Raw genomic sequence first — 20,613 nt, 5'->3', positions numbered from 1 at the left:
TAAATTAAATGTGTACCCTTGTTTTAAACAAATCCATCATAAACATGAGTAGCCGAGCCAGTCATGTAAAGTGGATAACCAGGTCCAAGCCAATTAATAAGAAGTTTTCCACCAATCAACTCTACTTCTACTTCTTTTTCTAACTTTCCTTGCTGAATACCAACCGCAACTGCAGCGCAAGCACCGCTACCACAAGCTTTGGTTTCTCCAACACCGCGTTCATATACTCGCAACCTAATATGTTTTCTATCTAATATTTGCGTAAACCCAATGTTTGCTCGTTCTGGAAATCGTTTATGTTTCTCTAGTACTGGAGCAAGCTTTTTAAGCAAAGTGTTGCTTATTTTATCTACAACGATAACGCAATGTGGATTTCCTAGAGAAACCATTCCAAAAGGAACTATGCGTCCTTCTGTTGTACGTATAACATATGTTTTTTTAATTTTTTCTGAAAAAAATGGTATCATCTGTGGATTGAAATTTGGTTCGCCCATATTAACACGAATTAAATTATCCTTGATAAAGGCTAATACCAATATTTTTCCATTTACGGTGCTAACGCAAATACTTTTTTTATTAGTTAAATGTTTCATTCGAACGAAATAAGCAAAACAACGAAGCCCATTACCGCATTGCGCCACTTCACTTCCATCAGCATTAAAAATACGATAATGAAAGTCAGCTGTTATGTTTTTAGATCGTTCCACAATCAATAACTGATCAAATCCAATACCACAATTTCTATCTGAAAGATAACGAATTTTTTCCGGTGAAAAAAATACGCTTTGCGTTACAGCATCTACGACCATAAAATCGTTACCTAATCCATGCATTTTAGAAAACCACATGCTACACCTGTCTAAAAAATAGAATCATCAAAAACATTTAGACTCTATAAATATTATAATTAATTTTATTTATCTTTTGATAAAAGTCTAACGAGACTAATTAATTAACTTGTTTAAATCAAGTTAAGAAATTTTAATTTCAATTTTAATTTATTTTATTTGTTTCCTTTTCTGGAGGAAAATACAAAAGACCTTTTAAACCACAACCATACAGTCCAATTGTTAGTATTAACAATATTAATTTCAGTTTATGTAACATAATTATTATTCGGATGTACCAGTTTAACACTAGGCTAATAAACAAGTATTTCGTGCGAAATTATAGTACATATTCAGACATTTTATAACTGACATTAAAAAGAAATAATTACTATCTCTTTACTTATGTAAAGTAAAAATTTAGAACATATACAAAGTCTTGCGTAGAAAAAATCTACCAAGTAATATAGAAACTACCCTTTTATAAAAGGAAGCTAATCATTCTTAGAATGACTTTTAGTGCAGAAAAAATAAACAATTTAAATTGTTAAAAATATCCGTATAAATCATTTACTGATAAAAAGGTTGTATGAGTTCACGCATAATCTGAAATCAAAATCTGAAAAACTCTCTTCAGAAAGAAAGAAAACTCGTCGTATATTAATTATTGAGTTGCTTATCCTTAGAGTTAGATCAATTATTAATGCAACTAAGAATTAAATTTGATTAGTTAACTTTAGTTAAATAAAAAATATTATTATACTTAATATAATAATTTATTTTCTATTCTAACTTTGAATGGAAATGTAATTGTTTTTCCATTTCAATATTAAAACTGTAATTACAACAGATGTTTTATTTAAAAACTTAAAGGCTGAAACTGAAACGTTTTTTCAAATTTAGATATTTATCAAATTTAACATATGAATTTATATATTCAAAATATATACCTAATTATCATCAAACAGTAATAATTAAGTTAATTTAATCTAAAAATTATCTCAAATAAGAATCGCATTCTTTAAATAAAAAGAATAAAAATATTAAAAATGATGAGATTACTTAATTTTTTTAAAAAATCTTTATAGAAAATTTCTTAAAAAAGTTATTTACAACAAAAAATTTAGCTTTATTGAAAGTTTTCAGTGAATATAAAGAGAAGTACTTTCTTAGTTGCACGTTGATTAAAAATTTCTATCGGCGAGAGAGGATTTGAACCTCCGACCTACTGGTCCCAAACCAGTTGCGCTACCAGACTGCGCTACTCGCCGATGGAAATTGTTAAAATAAAATCAAAAGATAATGCGAAGAGAGGGACTCGAACCCTCATGCCATAAAGAGACACTAGCACCTGAAGCTAGCGCGCCTACCAATTTCGCCATCTTCGCTTTCTTCGTTACAAATAGGAGGAAGTGTGGGTGATTGGTGGGATTCGAACCCACGACAACTGGAACCACAATCCAGGGCTCTGCCGTCTGAGCTACAATCACCATGTAAACTTTCTTGTTTTGTTATATATTAAAGCTATTAAGTGCGTAATACAAATGTTATTTATAATTTCTTGGTAAGAAAAGAGACGCGCCTGACAGGATTCGAACCTGAAACCTCTGCCTTCGGAGGGCAGTGCTCTATCCAACTGAGCTACAGACGCGAAATCGAAATAAAAACAAAATATAACCCTTGCTTCAAAAGCTTAAGTAAGAATTAAATCTCTAGAAATTTTTGAAAAAATTTTTTATTAATGATTAATTGAGTGATTAGTTCTATTTCTGCGTCAGAGAATATAGTAGTTGAATTAATAATTTCAGTTATTTATCTTTACTCGCAGTATTTACATCATATTATATGAACTTATGAAATAAATAGTTGATAAATATAGTATCAAAATAACTGATTATATGTAGTTTTTTTAATGTAAAAGCATAACTTTTCTTCTCTAGAGCGCTAGAATAGAATCTTGGTGCTGAATTAAAATATTTAATTTGTCTATAATTTACGATCTCTTCATTAAATTAAAGAATTCATTATTTGTTTTTGTCATTGACAACTTATTCATTAGAAATTCCATAACATCAACTTCAGCCATAGGGTGGATAATTTTACGTAAAATCCACATTTTCTGTAGCTCTTCTTGAGTAGTAAGCAGTTCTTCTTTTCTAGTTCCTGACCTATTATAATCAATGGCTGGAAATACTCGTTTTTCAGCAATTTTTCGAGATAAGTGCAATTCCATATTTCCAGTTCCTTTAAATTCTTCATAAATTACTTCATCCATTTTTGAACCGGTATCAATAAGCGCAGTTGCAATTATAGTTAAACTACCTCCTTCTTCCATATTTCTTGCAGCGCCGAAGAAACGCTTTGGACGATGAAGTGCATTAGCATCTACACCACCAGTTAGAACTTTTCCGGAAGCAGGCACAACAGTATTATAAGCTCGCGCTAAACGCGTGATGGAATCTAATAAAATAATGACATCTTTTTTATGTTCAACTAAACGTTTAGCTTTTTCGATTACCATTTCAGCAACTTGTACATGACGAGAAGCCGGTTCGTCAAAGGTTGAGGCAATCACTTCGCCTTTTACTAAACGATGCATTTCAGTTACTTCTTCTGGGCGCTCATCAATTAATAATACTATTAAGACACAATCTGGATGATTACATGCAATACTTTGAGTAATATTTTGTAATAACATGGTCTTTCCAGCTTTCGGAGGTGCTACAATTAGCCCTCTCTGCCCTCTTCCAATAGGAGAAGCTAAGTCTAAAACGCGTACAGTCAAATCTTCTGTAGAGCCATTGCCTCTTTCCATGCGTAAACGAGAATTGGCGTGTAATGGAGTTAAATTTTCGAATAGAATTTTATTACGAACGTTTTCTGGCTTATCATAATTAACTTCATTAACTTTCAATAGAGCAAAGTAACGTTCTCCTTCCTTTGGAGGGCGGATTTTTCCAGAAATGGTATCGCCAGTACGAAGATTAAAACGGCGGATCTGACTAGGAGAAACATAAATATCATCTGGACCAGCAAGATAAGAACTGTCACTAGAACGTAAAAATCCAAATCCATCTTGTAAAATCTCTAACACTCCATCTCCAAAAATATCCTCGCCGCTCTTAGCGTGTTGTTTGAGAATAGTAAAGATAATATCTTGTTTACGCATTCGAGCTAGGTTTTCTAATCCCATTCCTTCGCCAAGAATTACTAATTCTGGAACCGGCATATTTTTTAATTCGGTAAGATTCATAATGTGGTTCTTAAACTTAAACTCGAAATTTATTTTAGGATATTACTCGGCTCAATTGAACTTGCGAGTGGACCAGTGTTTAAAATTAAAAACGTATTTGTGTTCTATCTTCAAGCAGAGGCGAATAGGCAGAGGATAAAATGCATGGATTAAAACATAAATGAATTCCAATTGAATAAATGCATTTTAATTATCATACCTTAGTATGATCCTGTCTTGACCCTGATAGGGATATATCAGACGAAGTTGTATTATCTATTAGACAATAATTTATTAAGAAATGTTTAAAATAGCTTTTATCTAACAGAATAGCGAAAAGGAGAAAGAAATCTTCATAATACTATTTAAGATTCTTGTTAAGAAAGTCTTCTAATTGTTTTTTTGTTAGAGAGCCAGTTTTAGTGTCTACTAATACTCCATCTTGAAATAATAATAAAGTTGGAATACTGCGAATGTTATATTTTGATGTAATAATTGGGTTCTCGTCAACATTTACTTTAAAGAAAGTTACCTTTTCTTCAAACTCATCGGCTATTTTTGTTAAAATAGGAGTTAACATTTTACAAGGACCGCACCATTGAGCCCAAAAATCGACTAGAAAAAATCCCCTGCCGTGCAATATATTTTTTTCGAAGTTTTTGTCATCAGAATGCAAAACTTTATCATTCATGCTTTTCTCCATAAATATAGTAATTGAAACTACTCGTATATATGACCAATTTTATTTAGGCATATATTTTTGCAAACTCAATTGCAATGTTTAATTACTTGCAAATGTAATTTTATCATAATTCATGAAAAAGATGTAAATCTATAAATGCTTCTTTTAGACTTTAACATTATCAAAAACGATTACAATTAACATTTTATTAAATACTTTTTATTTAGTATAATCAAAGGAGGTCATACAGACATCTAAATCTGGAAGTAAATTACTAAGTTAATCGTGATTAGAAACGTAAGTTACATAAATACTTTGCTTGTGGTCTCATTTTTTAATAAAAAGTTTTAAGATATAAATCTATTGTATATACTGACTCAGTTTTTAAAAAAATACTTATTAAAATTTTTGAAAAACGTCTCTTCAACTGTATTTTCCTTTTTATAAAACTTTATATTAAGTTGAATAGCATAAATATGTTACTTTCTTTCGAATCGAATTTGTTATTAATCCCTTTTTGATTAATGAAATTTATAAACGATTATTAATATTTCTTAGTTTTTTTATTTAACAGCTTCTTTTAAGATTTTTCCAGAAATGAAAGTTGGTACATTAACTGCTGCAATTCTAATTTCTTTTCCAGTTTGTGGATTACGTCCGATGCGTTCGCTACGACGATTAATTTTAAAAGTACCAAAACCAACTAATTGTACTATATCACCTTCTTTAAGAGATTCAATAATTGCTGCTAAGGCAGAGTCTAACGCTGATTTAGCCTGTGTTTTAGACAAATTTGCTTTATTTGCAATAACATCAATTAATTGAGTTTTATTCATATTACTTTATCCTTTTTAAGATATTCATTCGCGCTGATTTTTACTTTTAACTTAAATGAAATAGCATTTCACCAGTGTTTTTAGTAATTTTTGTCGAATTTTTAGTAAATATCACTAACATTAAGTAATCGTTTTGCAAGTTAATTGTTCTTTTATATTATAAAAATATTCTTAATCTTCTTATGAAGAATACTGCTAAGTTTAATGAATAGTTAACAAGCTATATTTAAATTTTTTACTTTATTTTTTAATGAGAATGATTTAGATCAGATATTAGCTCTCTATAATAAATTTAGTTAGATTTTATAATCACATATCAGTCAAATCTAGGTAAGTAGACTTGTTGGTTTAGTATGTCTTAATCAATGTATACATAATAGCTAATTTTTTTTATTATTTAAACCCACACCGAGTAATTCAGTAAAATTGTCGCAAATTGTTTCAGGAATAATTTGTGATGATTTAGTAGTTACTTCATTTTTATTTCGGTAACGCTTTCGTTCATGATGGTATGCATAACCAGTTCCAGAAGGAATTAATCGTCCGACAATGACATTCTCTTTCAGACCTCTAAGTTCATCTTGCTTTCCAGCAACAGCAGCTTCAGTCAGAACTCGCGTGGTTTCTTGAAATGATGCTGAAGAGATGAATGATTCTGTTGTCAGTGATGCTTTAGTAATACCAAGTAAATTTCGCACATAATTAATTTTTTCTTTTCCCTGATCTTTCAACTGACGATTAGCAATTTTAATACGTGAATATTCTACCTGTTCGCCTTCTAAAAATTCTGAACTTCCACTTTTTACTATTGTTGCTTTACGTAACATTTGGCGAATAATAACTTCAATATGCTTATCATTAATTTTTACACCTTGCAAACGATATATATCTTGAACTTCATTAACAATGAAACGAGTAACCGCATGTACACCACGCAATCGTAAAATATCATGTGGGGACTCTGGACCATCTGAAATTACATCTCCTTTTTCTACATATTCTCCTTCAAATACATTCAATTGACGCCATTTCGGAATCATCTCTTCATGAATAATTTTTTCGTCTTGAGAAATAAGTAGTCGATGCTTCCCCTTGGTTTCTTTTCCAAAAGAAATAACACCACTAACTTCTGCTAGAATTGCTGGTTCTTTCGGACGACGCGCTTCGAATAAATCAGCAACTCTTGGTAAGCCACCAGTAATATCCTTAGTTCCGCTTGTTTCTTGCGGCAAACGAGCAAGCGTATCACCTTTAGTAATTCTAGATCCATCTTCTAATTGAAGAATTGCTTTTCCAGGCAGAAAATACTGCGCTGGTGTATCTGTACCTGGCAAAAATATATCTTCACCATTAGCATCTGTGATGCGAAGGACTGGACGAAGATCTTTACCAGCACTGGTACGTTCAGAAGTATCTAGTAGAACAATAGAAGACAGTCCGGTCAACTCGTCAGTCTGACGAGTAACTGATTGTCCTTCAATCATATCGATAAAATGAACGAAACCACTTACTTCAGAAATTATCGGCATGGTATGTGGATCCCAATTAGCAATAGTTTCGCCACTCATGATCTCTTCATCGTTACCTTTTTCCATTATAGCCCCATAAGGAACCTTATAACTTTCTTTGATACGACCAAACTCATCAATTAATTGCAGTTCAGTATTGCGTGAAGTTATTACTAATTTTCCATTACTATTCATCACGAATTTGGCATTATTGAGACGAACAATTCCTTTATTTTTAACCTGAATACTGGACTCAGCGACAACACGAGATACAGCTCCCCCAATATGAAAGGTGCGCATAGTAAGTTGTGTGCCTGGTTCTCCAATTGACTGAGCAGCAATAACACCAATTGCCTCACCTTTATTAACCAAATGTCCACGCGCTAAGTCGCGTCCATAGCAGTTGGCGCATACACCAAAATTGGTATCGCAAGTTACAACTGAACGTACTTTAACAGTATCGACAGACTTTTCTTCTAAAGTATCACATAACTGTTCATTTAATAATGTGTTACGTTTAATTAACACATCTAAAGTTCCTGGTTTTAAAACATCCTCTGCAGTTAAACGACCTAAAACTCTTTCGCGTAGTGGTTCTTTAACATCACCTCCTTCGATAATTGGCGTCATAATAATACCAGAAAAAGTACCACAGTCATCCTCAGTAATCACCAAATCCTGTGCTACGTCAACTAAACGACGAGTCAAATAGCCAGAGTTCGCAGTTTTTAATGCGGTATCTGCTAAACCTTTACGCGCACCATGTGTGGAAATAAAATACTGAAGTACATTCAATCCTTCTCGAAAATTTGCAGTAATTGGTGTTTCAATGATTGAACCATCTGGTTTAGCCATGAGACCACGCATACCGGCTAGTTGACGAATTTGCGCTGCCGAACCACGTGCGCCAGAATCAGCCATCATAAAAATACTATTAAACGAAACTTGACGTTCCATTTGTCCTGTACGGTTTATCACAGTTTCAGTAGAAAGATTATCCATCATTGCTTTAGCTATTCGTTCATTAGCAGCAGCCCAAATATCAATAACTTTATTATAACGCTCACTAGAAGTTACTAAACCTGATTGAAATTGTTCTTGGATTTCAGAAACTTCATCTTCGGCTTCATGAATAATTTCGATCTTTTTAGTTGGAATAACCATATCATCAATACCAACTGATGAACCAGAACGAGCGGCATAGAAAAAACCTGTATACATAATTTGATCAGCGAAAATTACAGTTGCTTTCAAACCCAATACCCGATAACAAGTGTTAAGCATGTTAGAAATAGCTTTTTTACCTAATGTTTGATTTACAAGTGAAAAAGGCAATCCTTTTGGAACAATCATCCAAAGAATAGTTCGACCAACCGTGGTGTCCACCAAATGAGTATGTTTTACCCATTCTTTACTATTATGTTTTTCATATTCGGTAATACGAACTTTAATTCTAGCATGCAAATCAGCTATTCCTAAGCTGTAGACGTGTTCTGCTTCTTTCGGTCCAGACAAAACCATCCCTTCTCCTTTACTATTTATCCGTTCACGAGTCATATAATATATTCCTAATACAACATCTTGGGATGGTACAATAATCGGCTCTCCACTAGCAGGAGAAAGAATATTATTAGTTGACATCATCAATGCACGAGCCTCTAATTGGGCCTCTAATGTCAATGGAACATGTACTGCCATTTGATCGCCATCAAAATCAGCATTATAAGCCGCGCATACTAAAGGATGCAATTGAATTGCTTTACCTTCAATTAATATTGGTTCAAATGCTTGAATTCCTAGACGATGCAAAGTTGGTGCACGATTTAGCATAACTGGATGTTCCCGAATAACTTCATCAAGAACATCCCAAACAACTGCCTCTTCGCGTTCAACCATTTTTTTTGCTGCTTTAATAGTCGTTGCAAAATTGCGTAATTCTAGCTTGCCGTAAATAAAAGGCTTAAAAAGTTCTAGTGCCATTCGTTTTGGAAGACCGCACTGATGCAAACGTAAATAAGGACCAACAGTAATAACTGATCGGCCAGAATAGTCGACTCGTTTACCAAGTAAATTTTGACGAAAACGTCCTTGTTTTCCTTTGATCATATCAGCTAACGATTTTAGTGCGCGTTTATTAGCTCCAGTAATGGCACGACCTCTTCGACCATTGTCTAATAACGCATCCACTGCTTCCTGTAACATACGTTTTTCGTTACGGACAATTATGTCTGGAGCTGCTAGATCCAACAGACGTTTTAATCTATTGTTACGGTTTATTACCCGACGATATAAATCATTTAAATCTGAAGTTGCAAATCGTCCTCCATCTAACGGTACCAGAGGACGAAGATCTGGAGGCAGTACTGGTAAAACAGTTAAAATCATCCACTCTGGTTTATTTTCAGAATAAATAAAAGATTCTAACAATTTAATACGTTTAGTAAATTTTCTTCGTTTAGTTTCAGAGTTGGTTTCTTCCAATTCTTCGCGTAATTGGTTGCATTCTTGTTTTAGCGCCAAGTTTTTTAGTAAAATCTGAATTGCTTCAGCACCCATTTTCGCTTCAAACTCATCACCAAACTCTTGCAAAGCTTCAAGATATTGCTCTTCAGTCAAAATTTGACGATTCTCAAGATTGGTCATTCCACTGTCAATTACAACGTAAGACTCAAAATATAATACACGTTCAATATCACGTAAAGGCATATCTAATAATAGACCAATACGAGAAGGTAAGGATTTTAAAAACCAAATATGAGCAGTAGGCGAAGCTAGTTCAATGTGACCCATACGATCACGGCGTACTTTGGTCTGGGTGACTTCAACTCCGCATTTCTCACAGATAACACCGCGATGCTTTAGGCGCTTATATTTCCCGCATAAGCATTCATAATCTTTAACGGGTCCAAAAATGCGAGCGCAGAATAATCCATCTCGTTCTGGTTTAAAAGTTCGATAATTAATTGTTTCAGGTTTTTTTACTTCACCGAATGACCAAGAACGAATCATATCTGGTGAAGCTAAAGAAATTTTAATTGTATTAAATTCTTCAATTTTAGTTTGTTCCTTCAAAAATTTAAGTAAGTGTTTCACAAATTCGTTCCTATCGGGATTAGACTTATAGTAAGTGCTTGAACATACAAATATTTTTATTACCAAAAATGAATTTTACTATGAATTTTTTCCAGATGAGAATTAACCTTCCAAATCAATATTAATACCAAGTGAACGAATTTCTTTTAATAGGACATTAAAAGATTCTGGCATACCAGGTTCCATTGTATGGTTGCCATCTACAATATTTTTATACATCTTAGTTCGACCACTAACATCATCAGACTTAACCGTTAGCATTTCTTGTAGTGTATAAGCTGCTCCATAAGCTTCAAGAGCCCATACTTCCATTTCTCCAAATCGTTGACCACCAAATTGAGCTTTACCACCAAGCGGTTGTTGAGTGACCAAGCTATAAGAGCCTGTAGAACGTGCATGCATTTTATCATCAACCAAGTGGTTAAGTTTTAACATATACATGTAACCTACCGTAACTGGACGTTCAAATTTTTCACCAGTACGTCCGTCAAATAGAACAATCTGGCCAGAAATCGGTAATCCACTAAATTGCAATAGATCCTTAATTTCTTTTTCTGTAGCACCGTCAAACACTGGTGTTGCAATAGGCATCCCTTTTTTCAGATTGCTTGCTAAGCAAAGTATCTCCTCATCAGATAAGATATCTAAATTTACTTTTTGTTGTACATCATCACCTAAGTTATATGCTTCTTGAATAAATTCGCGTAGCTTTCTTACTTGTTCATTTTGAACTATCATAGTGTTAATTTTTTCTCCGATTCCTTTTGCTGCCATACCTAAGTGAGTTTCGAGAATTTGACCAATATTCATCCTTGATGGAACACCAAGTGGATTTAGGACAATATCTATTGGAATACCTTTTTCATCGTAAGGCATATCTTCTACTGGATTTATTTTAGAAATAACGCCTTTATTTCCATGGCGTCCCGCCATTTTATCACCAGGTTGAATCTGTCGTTTTACGGCTAAGTAAATCTTAACTATTTTTAGTATTCCTGGAGCTAAGTCATCTCCCTGTATGATTTTTCGACGTTTAGCTTCCAATTTCTTTTCAAATTCCAGCTGAAGTTCTTTATGCTTTTTAAAAAGTTGTTTAAGCTGTTTTTTTTTATTTTTATCAATGAGCTCTAGTTTTAACCAATGTTCATAATCCATTGCATCAAGTTTTTCTGCTTTAATTCCATCAGAAATCAACATGCTACGGATCCTGGAAAGTAAACTATTTTCAAAAATGTTTAATTCTTCAGTTAAGTCTCTTTTAGCTTGCTGTAGTTGTATCTCTTCAATTTCTAATGTACGCTTATCTTTTTTCACTCCATCGCGTGTAAATATTTGAACGTCGATAACCGTGCCAGATACACCATTTGGTACACGTAACGATGAATCTTTCACGTCAGAAGCTTTTTCACCAAAAATAGCACGAAGCAACTTTTCTTCTGGAGTAAGCTGAGTTTCACCTTTTGGCGTTACCTTTCCTACTAAAATATCGTTACCAGTTACTTCTGCGCCAATATAGACGATACCAGACTCATCTAATTTAGAAAGTGCTGCTTCGCCAACATTTGGAATATCTGCAGTGATTTCTTCGGGACCAAGCTTGGTATCACGAGATATGCAAGCTAATTCCTGAATATGAATTGTAGTGAATCGATCTTCCTGTACTACACGCTCTGAAATTAGCATTGAGTCTTCAAAGTTAAAACCGTTCCATGGCATAAACGCAATACGCATATTTTGACCAAGTGCCAATTCGCCTAAATCAGTAGAAGGACCGTCAGCAAGTGTATCTCCACGTTGAACTCTCTCGTTAAGAGAGACGCAAGGTTTTTGACTAATACATGTATTTTGATTAGAACGGACAAATTTTATTAAATTATAAATATCGATACCCGATTCTTCTATACTTATTTCATCTAAATTAACCTTAATTACAATACGGGAAGAATCTACATATTGTACTATTCCACTTCTTTTGGCTACCACGGCAACACCAGAGTCAACCGCAACTGATCGTTCCATACCAGTGCCTATTAATGGCTTATCAGTACGTAATGTTGGGACAGCTTGACGTTGCATATTCGCACCCATTAAAGCACGATTAGCGTCGTCATGTTCTAAAAACGGAATTAATGAAGCTCCTACAGAAACTATTTGCTGAGTAGAAACATCCATATAATTAATTTGATCTTGACAAAATAAACTTGATTCGCCTCTGCTTCGACAGATAACTAAATCATCAATAAATCGACCGCTATCAAGCAATTTTGTATTAGCTTGCGCAATGACGAAATTTCCTTCCTCAATTGCTGAAAGATAGTGTATTTCATCAGTAACTATACCATCCTTAACAAGTCGATAAGGAGTTTCTAAAAAGCCGTACTCATTTATTTGTGCGTATACAGACAAAGAATTAATAAGGCCTATATTTGGTCCTTCTGGAGTTTCAATAGGACATACGCGTCCATAGTGAGTTGGATGTACGTCTCTTACTTCAAAACCTGCCCGTTCTCGAGTTAATCCACCAGGACCTAATGCTGAAATACGACGCTTATGAGTAATCTCAGAAAGAGGGTTGTTTTGATCCATGAACTGAGAAAGTTGACTTGAACTGAAGAATTCTTTTAATGCTGCTGAAATTGGTTTTGCATTAATTATATCTTGTGGCATCAATTCATCTAAATCACCTAAAGATAATCGCTCTTTTACCGCACGTTCTACGCGAGTTAAACCAATACGAAATTGATTTTCAGCCATTTCACCTACAGAACGAACACGACGATTTCCTAGATGATCAATATCATCCACTTCTCCTTTTCCATTACGGATATCAATGAGTTTCTTCATTACATCAATAATATCATTTTTGCTTAGAGTGCTAGGACCTTTGATTTCTTTACGCGATAATGAACGATTGAATTTCATTCTGCCTACTACGGACAGATCATAGCGTTCTTCTGAAAAGAACAAATTCTCAAATAAGTTCTCAGACGCTTCTCGAGTTGGCGGTTCTCCTGGACGCATCATACGATAAATTTCTGTTAGGGCCTTTAACCGATCGTTACTAGAATCAATGCGAAGTGTATTAGAAATATATGCACCGTGATCTAAATCATTAGTAAATAATGTTTCAATACGTTTATTATCTGTTTGTTTGAGTTTTTTTAAGGATTCTAATGTAAGCTCTGTATTAGCAAATACAATAACTTCTCCGGTATGTTTATTGATATAATCTTTTGCAACCACTTTGCCAACAATATATTCAACAGGAACCTCAATTTTTGAGATATTATCCTTTTCTAATTGACGAATATGGCGTGTGATAATTCGCCTTCCCTTCTTGACATAAGTTACACCATTGGCATTTATATCAAATGAAGCAGTTTCTCCCCGTAATCGATTAGGAATTAACTCCATTTGTAATTTTTCGCTTTGAATATCAAAAACTGTTTTTTCGAAAAATTCATCTAAAATTTGACTGGTATTATAACTCAACGCATACAAAATAATAGTTGCTGGTAATTTACGACGTCTATCAATGCGAACAAATAAGTGATCTTTTGGATCAAATTCAAAATCTAGCCAAGATCCCCTGTAAGGGATAATACGCGCATTGTACAATACTTTCCCAGATGAATGAGTTTTTCCTCTGTCACTATCGAAAAAAACACCAGGACTGCGATGTAACTGAGAAACAACTACCCGCTCAATTCCATTAATAATGAAAGTGCCATTATCAGTCATAAGCGGTATTTCACCCATATAGATTTCTTGTTCTTTAATGTTTTTTATTACTTCGGGTGCTTCGCGATCATATACAATAAGGCGAAGCTGAACTCGTAAAGGTACAGAAAACGTTACTCCATGAGTCTGACATTCTTTAACGTCAAAAATTGGATCACCTAAATGGTAATCAATATATTGTAATTCAGAATTTCCGCTATAACTCTTTATAGGAAATACAGAGCGAAATGCTGCTTCTAATCCACATTGCCCTTTTTGGTCTTTTTTAATAAATTTCTGAAAAGAAGCAAGTTGAATAGATAGAAGATATGGAACGTCTAAAACTTTTGGACGTTTTCCAAAATCTTTACGAATTCGTTTTCTCTCGGTATAGGAAAACAACACAGCGAGCTCCTCATCTTTAATAAGACTCTTCTAACAAAGAAGATCATTCTGTTTCGAATTTATTACCAATTATGGATTGACATATAAGGATTTGCGTTATCATTTTTTTGAATAAAACCAAATGATCAATAGCATTATTAGTAGATTTACTCATCGAATAATATACTTCTAACCGCCAAGTGAGAAGGCCTCTTCCTTTTGCGGCTTAAAAGACTGGTAACTACTACTAAAAGTTGCCAGCCATTACAGCAAGAGTCAACTTTATAATTTGAGGTTTTAATTTATTTAATTTCAACAGAAGCACCTATCTCTTCCAAAGTCTTTTTAAGTGTCATAGCCTCTTCTTTACTAGCACCTTCTTTTAAAGAGACTGGTGCAGACTCAACTAAATCTTTAGCTTCTTTTAAACCTAAATTCATGGCATTTCGTACTGCTTTAATAACAGAAATTTTGTTTTCTCCTATTGCGCTAAGAACAACATTAAACTCAGTCTGTTCTTCTTTAACTTCTTCTTTTATGGAAGCTGGACTTGCTTGTATAGAAGCAACAGAAGAAGCAGAAATACCAAATTTTTTTTCCATCATGGAAATAAGTTCGACTATATCTACAACGGACATTTTAGCAATTGTGTCTAGAACTTCTTCTTTAGTAAGGGACATAATAACAGACCTTATCCTGCATATTAAAATGTTTATGTACGCACTTCGATAAATTCAGAAACCAATATAATTGATCTATTTTTCCTTCTGTTTTCTTAAAACAGTTAGCATTCGAATCAATCTTCCTATAGATGCTTCTTTTAAAGCAAAAATTAAGAACGAAATTGCTTCTTTAAAATCTGATACCGTAGCCAAACGATCGAATAATAGTTCTTTAATAATTTGACCTTCAAAAGCTACAGTCTTGATGTTCAAAGTAATGTTTATTTCCCTATTATTAGCAATAAATTTGAATAAACGAGCAATAACTCCTGGATGATCCTTAGAAAATAGGATAAGGATGGATCCTGGAAAATCACCTTTCAAACATTCGAAATTCGTTCCTTCAATAATACGATTTATAAGAGTATTTCGAATAACTTTTACGTATATTCCATAAGTTCGACTTATTCTACGAAGTTCATTCATTTTGTTTGCTGTAATGCCGTAAAAGTTTGTAATAACAGCGGATAATGCAACCTTAGCAATTTTATTGATTTCAAAAACAATTAATTTTTTATCTTGAAGATTTAAAGCCATTAACTTATTAATCCTTCTAAAATTAATTAGCTGAAAGATGGTTAATAACACTGTTTAAGTTAATTTAGAAAATCTTTCTTTTGCGAGTTAAAAATACATAAAATAGTATTGTACACTAACTAACTTACTTAAAGTGATTCTTCTTCACGAAAAAAGACCAAACATTATGCTATGCTTCATAGCTGTATGATTACTTAAAGCAAGAACTTTAAGGCACGATTGAAAACTAGATTAATAATTAACTTCTTTTTACCACTTATATAGAAAACTTCGAGTGGTATCAGTATTTTCCAGTATTTTAACAAAAAATATATTCAAGTAAAGGAATATTAAGTAATTGTCGCTGACAAACTATTTTGACTTATAACGAGACCTACACTCATCGTAGTAGATAAAGTGATTTTTTGAATAAAACTTCCTTTGAACTGTATTGGTTTAGATTTTTTCAGTGTAGATAAGAAAGTTTCTAGATTTTCTTTTAATCTATTAGGAGGAAAGTTTATCTTACCAATGGCAGCATGAATTATACCATTTTTCTCACTACGATAATGTATCTGACCAGATTTAGCGTTTTTAACTGCTTCAGCAATATTCGAATTTACAGTTCCGAACTTTGGATTTGGCATTAGCCCACGCGGACCCAACAATTGTCCTAACTGATAAACGATATGCATCGTATTAGGAGTAGCGAGAAGCAAATCAAAATTAAATTTCTTTTTTTTAATCTCATCAGCCAGATCCTCCATACCAACTAAATCTGCTCCGGCCGCTTTTGCTTCTTCTGCTTGTATTCCATGAGCAAATACAGCAACTAATATATTACGTCCAGTACCGTGCGGTAATACAACAGTGCCACGGATAATTTGGTCGGCCTTACGAGGATCAATACCTAAATTAATAGCAACGTCAACACTCTCAATAAAGTTAGTAACAGTGATCTCTTTCAACAGTAAAATTGCTTCAGTGAGATCATATTGTTTGGTAACATCAATCTTATCGAACATCACTCGCATACGCTTAGTTAATTTAGTCATTTCAGTTTTCTACCATTAAACCAATAGAGTGCGCGGTACCAACAATGGAACGAGACATTGCTTCTAAATTACTACCAGTCATGTCCATCGCTTTAATTTCTGCGATTTCACGAATCTGCGCATGAGTCACCTTCCCAATATTTTCCTTGCTTGCTTTTGAAGACCCAGACTTAATACCTGCAGCCTTTTTTAGCAAAATTGCAGCTGGTGGAGTTTTAATGAGAAAAGTAAAGGAACGGTCAGAATAAACAGTAACAACAACTGGAATTGGCAATCCCTTTTCAATATTTTCGGTTTTATTGTTGAAAGCTTTACAAAATTCTATGATATTAATACCTTTTTGTCCTAAAACAGGACCTACTGGTGGACTGGGACTTGCCATTCCTGCAGCAATTTGTAGCTTAACATAGTCTTGTATTTTTTTAATCATAAGCATAACCTCTCAAGAGAGAATTTTTCTTTCAGTTTAAAAAACTCAAAGAAATTTAATAAAAAAAATACTAAATATAGTTTCTTAAACAATTCTAAGCTAGCTTTTTTCAACTTGATTAAAATTTAACTCTACAGGTGTAGCGCGACCAAATATTAGCACTGACACTTTCAGTCGACTTTTTTCATAGTCAACTTCCTCTACAACACCGTTAAAATCAGCAAAAGGACCATCAGTAACGCGTACTGATTCTCCAGGATCAAAAATAGTTTTAGGGCGCGGCTTATCTCCAACCTTTTGCAAACTATTCATAATTGCATCTACTTCTTTATCGCTGACAGGAGAAGGTCGATCCCCAGCACCGCCAATAAAACTCATAACGCGTGGTACGTTACGAACTAAGTGCCAGCTAGCATCATTCATTGTCATCTGTATTAAAACATAACCAGGAAAAAACTTCCTTTCACTTTTTCGGCGATGACCACCACGAATTTCAACTATTTCTTCCTTTGGCACTAAAATTTTTCCAAAAAACTTTTCCATATTCTTAAATTTGATATGTTCACAAAGTGATTTTACCACACTACTTTCTAAACCAGAAAATGTTTGAATAACGTACCAACGCTTTTTTACGTCAGACATCTTTAGGACCCCAGGTCTAGATTAGTAATAAAAGATACCGCTTGGACTAAAATAGTATCTAACCCCCACAAAAGCATCGCCGTTATAATGGTTACAACAGCGATGATGAGAGTAGTATGAAAAGCTTCTTGACGGGATGGCCAAATTACTTTACGTACTTCAATATGTGCCTCATTTATAAATGAAATAATAGACTTTCCTTTAGTTGTCATTGAAATTAAACTGCCAGCAATAACAATGATAATTGTAGTCAATACTATTCGTAATAGCAAATTATGGTCACAGTAAAAATGATTGCCAATAATAGCTGTCGTCAATAACATTATAATGATAGACCATTTAATAAAATCTGAAATTCGCAACATTCCTTTAAACTCATACTGTAAAAATTTTAATAAACTAGAAACAAAACAGTATTTTCAAAAATGCCTTAGTAAACTAAAAAGTTTACCTCTTTAAAAAAGCTTAAAACCATTACTCCTCCTCTTCTTAAGAGATTGATTTTCAGTTTTTAAACAGAAAAATTTAACTTCAGTTGATATTTTTATTAGCATTTGTTAGTGTGTTAATTAATAATTTTTGAAACGATACCAGCTCCGACTGTGCGACCTCCTTCTCTGATAGCAAAACGCAATCCATCATCCATAGCAATTGGAGCAATCAAATTAACCAGTATTTTAATACTATCTCCAGGCATAACCATTTCAACATCCTTTGGTAATTCGATGGTGCCAGTTACGTCAGTTGTACGAAAATAAAACTGGGGTCGATAACCATTAAAAAATGGCGTATGTCTTCCTCCCTCTTCTTTATTTAAGACATAAACCTCTGACTCAAATTTAGTATGCGGCTTAATAGAGCCTGGTTTTGCCAAAACTTGACCACGTTCAACGTCTTCACGTTTAATTCCACGTAAAAGTATACCTACATTTTCTCCGGCTCGCCCTTCATCTAGCAACTTACGGAACATCTCAATACCGGTACAGATTGTCTTAGAAGTATTTTTTATACCAATAATTTCTACTTCTTCACCTACATTAATAATGCCACGTTCTATTCGACCAGTTACCACTGTGCCACGACCAGAAATAGAAAATACGTCTTCGATAGGAAGAAGAAATGGTTTATCGACAGCACGTTTCGGCTCTGGAATATAATTATCTAAAGCTTCTGCCAGCTCAATTATTTTATTAGTCCAATTATCGTCGTAATCTAACGCTTTTAGTGCCGAACCGCGAATTACTGGAACTTTATCTCCTGGAAAGTCATATTGTGAAAGTAATTCACGCACTTCCATTTCAACTAGCTCCAATAATTCCTCATCATCAACCATGTCACATTTGTTTATGAATACAACAATATGTGGCACTCCAACTTGCCGACCTAGAAGGATATGCTCTCTGGTTTGCGGCATTGGGCCATCAGTGGCAGCTACTACTAAAATAGCACCATCCATTTGTGCGGCACCAGTAATCATATTTTTTACATAATCAGCATGTCCTGGACAGTCTACATGTGCATAGTGACGAACTGGAGTATCATATTCAACATGTGAGGTATTAATAGTAATTCCCCGAGCTTTTTCTTCTGGTGCATTGTCAATTTGTTCAAAAGAATAAGCGCTACCACCATAAGATTTAGCTAAGACGCTAGTAATAGCGGCAGTCAAAGTAGTTTTACCGTGATCCACGTGCCCAATGGTACCAACATTAATATGAGGTTTAGTTCGTTGAAATTTTTCTTTAGACATGAATTACTCCTTTATCATAATGTGAGTACGCTGTAACGTTGTTATGTGAAAACAATTAAAAAACGCTCAGCTTTGGTTTGAATGGAAACGGAAGAGCACTAAACTACAAGTGCTGATAGGCAGTTTCGAACTGCCGACCTTACCCTTACCAAGGGTATGCTCTACCGACTGAGCTATATCAGCCCATTGGAGCGGACAGTGGGAATCGAACCCACTTCATCAGCTTGGAAGGCTGAGGTAATACCATTATACGACGCCCGCCTTTTGACTATTTTTTAACATTTCTATTTGAGAAATAGAAGTATTAAAATTTGGAGTTCTGCATTAGCTGTTTTTTGAATTTTTTTAAATTTGATTTCAGTTAGTAATAGAAATTTTTTCGATAATTATAAATTCAAGTTAAACTGAAATGGTGGAGGAAGGATTCGAACCTTCGAAGTCTACGACGGCAGATTTACAGTCTGCTCCCTTTAGCCACTCGGGAACTCCACCAAATTGTTAATGCCGGCAGAAGGATTCGAACCTTCGATCTACTAATTACAAGTCAGTTGCTCTACCAATTAAGCTATGCCGGCCTTCACATCTTTTACATTTTTTTGAATACAGAGCAAATTGCTTGAATAAAATCTAATGATCTATTTTCCATCATACCGCGACCCATTCAAGCATAAATTATTGCATTTTGCAATAGTTTGTTGCGATTTTCTAAAGAAAATAGTTAAACTTTTAAGCTTAAAAGCTATTATTAAAATATATACAAGATTCTAGAAAATTTTATTATTTAAAATGTTTCTTGATTATAAGGTCAATTTTGATAAGTTTTGTAATATTAGTGAGCTAATTATCAAAAATCGAATTTTTTGGGGAAGAATTTACTTATTTGAATGTTAGATATACTTTGGTATTCGTATTTTTATTTTTACAAAATAGAATTTTATTTTTCCAACAAGTACCTTTTTGAAAGGCTTAGTACTTATTTTGATTAATTAAATTATAAACTTAAGAAGTGACTATTTTATTTATGCGAGCAAATTAACTATAAGTAAATTTGAAATTATACTAATTCTCGAGTTTTTTAAAAATTTTTGTTTAAACTAAAATCAGTTGGCTTACAAACCAGTGCAATTAGTTTAAAACTATAAGAAATTTACTAAAATTCCTTTAAATTTTTGTTTAAAAACCTCCTTCAGAACTTAAAAAACATATTTTTCCCTCT

General features: G+C 33.7%; 13 protein-coding genes and 8 tRNA genes. All 21 read right to left on the bottom strand.

Features of this window, described 5'->3' with window-relative positions; genetic code table 11:
* Nucleotides 1-23: 23 nt before the first annotated feature.
* Entirely contained in the window at nucleotides 24-848 is an 825-nt protein-coding gene (dapF, locus tag JK145_RS02365) for a diaminopimelate epimerase (RefSeq protein WP_220665283.1), read from the bottom strand.
* A 1,176-nt stretch (nucleotides 849-2,024) separates the two neighbouring features.
* Nucleotides 2,025-2,098 (bottom strand) — tRNA-Pro (locus tag JK145_RS02360).
* Between the two features lie 32 nt (nucleotides 2,099-2,130).
* Nucleotides 2,131-2,215, bottom strand: a tRNA-Leu gene (locus JK145_RS02355).
* Nucleotides 2,216-2,244: 29 nt separating this feature from the next.
* Nucleotides 2,245-2,317 (bottom strand) — tRNA-His (locus JK145_RS02350).
* 87 nt (nucleotides 2,318-2,404) lie between these two features.
* Nucleotides 2,405-2,478, bottom strand: a tRNA-Arg gene (locus JK145_RS02345).
* Nucleotides 2,479-2,820: 342 nt separating this feature from the next.
* Entirely contained in the window at nucleotides 2,821-4,080 is a 1,260-nt protein-coding gene (rho, locus tag JK145_RS02340) for a transcription termination factor Rho (RefSeq protein WP_220665282.1), read from the bottom strand.
* A gap of 340 nt (nucleotides 4,081-4,420) precedes the next feature.
* On the bottom strand, nucleotides 4,421-4,750 hold the full coding sequence (trxA, locus tag JK145_RS02335) for a thioredoxin (RefSeq protein ID WP_220665389.1): 330 nt from the start codon (nucleotides 4,748-4,750) through the stop codon (nucleotides 4,421-4,423).
* Nucleotides 4,751-5,304: 554 nt separating this feature from the next.
* Nucleotides 5,305-5,577 carry a nucleoid-associated protein HU-alpha gene (gene hupA, locus JK145_RS02330; protein WP_220665281.1) on the bottom strand — a complete coding sequence of 91 codons (273 nt, stop codon included), beginning with the start codon at nucleotides 5,575-5,577 and terminating at the stop codon, nucleotides 5,305-5,307.
* A 380-nt stretch (nucleotides 5,578-5,957) separates the two neighbouring features.
* Complete coding sequence (rpoC, locus tag JK145_RS02325) at nucleotides 5,958-10,178, bottom strand: DNA-directed RNA polymerase subunit beta' (RefSeq protein WP_220665280.1); 4,221 nt, start codon at nucleotides 10,176-10,178, stop codon at nucleotides 5,958-5,960.
* Nucleotides 10,179-10,280: 102 nt separating this feature from the next.
* Nucleotides 10,281-14,303 (bottom strand): DNA-directed RNA polymerase subunit beta, encoded by a 4,023-nt coding sequence (gene rpoB, locus JK145_RS02320; RefSeq protein WP_220665279.1) that lies wholly within the window; start codon nucleotides 14,301-14,303, stop codon nucleotides 10,281-10,283.
* A 281-nt stretch (nucleotides 14,304-14,584) separates the two neighbouring features.
* The gene (gene rplL, locus JK145_RS02315) at nucleotides 14,585-14,962 is read right to left on the bottom strand and encodes a 50S ribosomal protein L7/L12 (protein ID WP_220665278.1); all 378 of its coding nucleotides are present in this window, start codon (nucleotides 14,960-14,962) and stop codon (nucleotides 14,585-14,587) included.
* A gap of 75 nt (nucleotides 14,963-15,037) precedes the next feature.
* Nucleotides 15,038-15,541, bottom strand: coding sequence for a 50S ribosomal protein L10 (gene rplJ, locus JK145_RS02310; protein WP_220665277.1), 504 nt, complete (start codon nucleotides 15,539-15,541; stop codon nucleotides 15,038-15,040).
* A gap of 329 nt (nucleotides 15,542-15,870) precedes the next feature.
* Entirely contained in the window at nucleotides 15,871-16,575 is a 705-nt protein-coding gene (rplA, locus tag JK145_RS02305; RefSeq protein WP_220665276.1) for a 50S ribosomal protein L1, read from the bottom strand.
* A 1-nt stretch (nucleotide 16,576) separates the two neighbouring features.
* Nucleotides 16,577-17,005: a 50S ribosomal protein L11 gene (gene rplK / locus JK145_RS02300; RefSeq protein ID WP_220665275.1), complete on the bottom strand. Its 429-nt coding sequence runs from the start codon at nucleotides 17,003-17,005 to the stop codon at nucleotides 16,577-16,579.
* A 99-nt stretch (nucleotides 17,006-17,104) separates the two neighbouring features.
* Entirely contained in the window at nucleotides 17,105-17,647 is a 543-nt protein-coding gene (nusG, locus tag JK145_RS02295) for a transcription termination/antitermination protein NusG (protein ID WP_220665274.1), read from the bottom strand.
* 2 nt (nucleotides 17,648-17,649) lie between these two features.
* The gene (gene secE, locus JK145_RS02290) at nucleotides 17,650-18,012 is read right to left on the bottom strand and encodes a preprotein translocase subunit SecE (RefSeq protein WP_220665273.1); all 363 of its coding nucleotides are present in this window, start codon (nucleotides 18,010-18,012) and stop codon (nucleotides 17,650-17,652) included.
* A gap of 200 nt (nucleotides 18,013-18,212) precedes the next feature.
* Complete coding sequence (tuf, locus tag JK145_RS02285) at nucleotides 18,213-19,397, bottom strand: elongation factor Tu (RefSeq protein ID WP_220665272.1); 1,185 nt, start codon at nucleotides 19,395-19,397, stop codon at nucleotides 18,213-18,215.
* A gap of 110 nt (nucleotides 19,398-19,507) precedes the next feature.
* Nucleotides 19,508-19,580 (bottom strand) — tRNA-Thr (locus JK145_RS02280).
* 4 nt (nucleotides 19,581-19,584) lie between these two features.
* A tRNA-Gly gene (locus JK145_RS02275) sits at nucleotides 19,585-19,658 on the bottom strand.
* 149 nt (nucleotides 19,659-19,807) lie between these two features.
* A tRNA-Tyr gene (locus JK145_RS02270) sits at nucleotides 19,808-19,889 on the bottom strand.
* 10 nt (nucleotides 19,890-19,899) lie between these two features.
* A tRNA-Thr gene (locus JK145_RS02265) sits at nucleotides 19,900-19,972 on the bottom strand.
* Between the last annotated feature and the right edge of the window lie 641 nt (nucleotides 19,973-20,613).

This window comes from Sodalis sp. CWE (assembly GCF_019646055.1).
Taxonomy (GTDB): Bacteria; Pseudomonadota; Gammaproteobacteria; order Enterobacterales; family Enterobacteriaceae; genus CWE.
This window is presented reverse-complemented; position numbering and strand designations above follow the sequence as displayed.

Bases quoted from the DNA above. Each gene is read 5' to 3' on its own strand.
- dapF (WP_220665283.1), bottom strand. From the start codon at position 848: ATGTGGTTTTCTAAAATGCATGGATTAGGTAACGATTTTATGGTCGTA.
- rho (WP_220665282.1), bottom strand. From the start codon at position 4,080: ATGAATCTTACCGAATTAAAAAATATGCCGGTTCCAGAATTAGTAATT.
- trxA (WP_220665389.1), bottom strand. From the start codon at position 4,750: ATGAATGATAAAGTTTTGCATTCTGATGACAAAAACTTCGAAAAAAAT.
- hupA (WP_220665281.1), bottom strand. From the start codon at position 5,577: ATGAATAAAACTCAATTAATTGATGTTATTGCAAATAAAGCAAATTTG.
- rplL (WP_220665278.1), bottom strand. From the start codon at position 14,962: ATGTCCCTTACTAAAGAAGAAGTTCTAGACACAATTGCTAAAATGTCC.
- rplJ (WP_220665277.1), bottom strand. From the start codon at position 15,541: ATGGCTTTAAATCTTCAAGATAAAAAATTAATTGTTTTTGAAATCAAT.
- rplA (WP_220665276.1), bottom strand. From the start codon at position 16,575: ATGACTAAATTAACTAAGCGTATGCGAGTGATGTTCGATAAGATTGAT.
- rplK (WP_220665275.1), bottom strand. From the start codon at position 17,005: ATGATTAAAAAAATACAAGACTATGTTAAGCTACAAATTGCTGCAGGA.
- nusG (WP_220665274.1), bottom strand. From the start codon at position 17,647: ATGTCTGACGTAAAAAAGCGTTGGTACGTTATTCAAACATTTTCTGGT.
- secE (WP_220665273.1), bottom strand. From the start codon at position 18,012: ATGTTGCGAATTTCAGATTTTATTAAATGGTCTATCATTATAATGTTA.
- tuf (WP_220665272.1), bottom strand. From the start codon at position 19,397: ATGTCTAAAGAAAAATTTCAACGAACTAAACCTCATATTAATGTTGGT.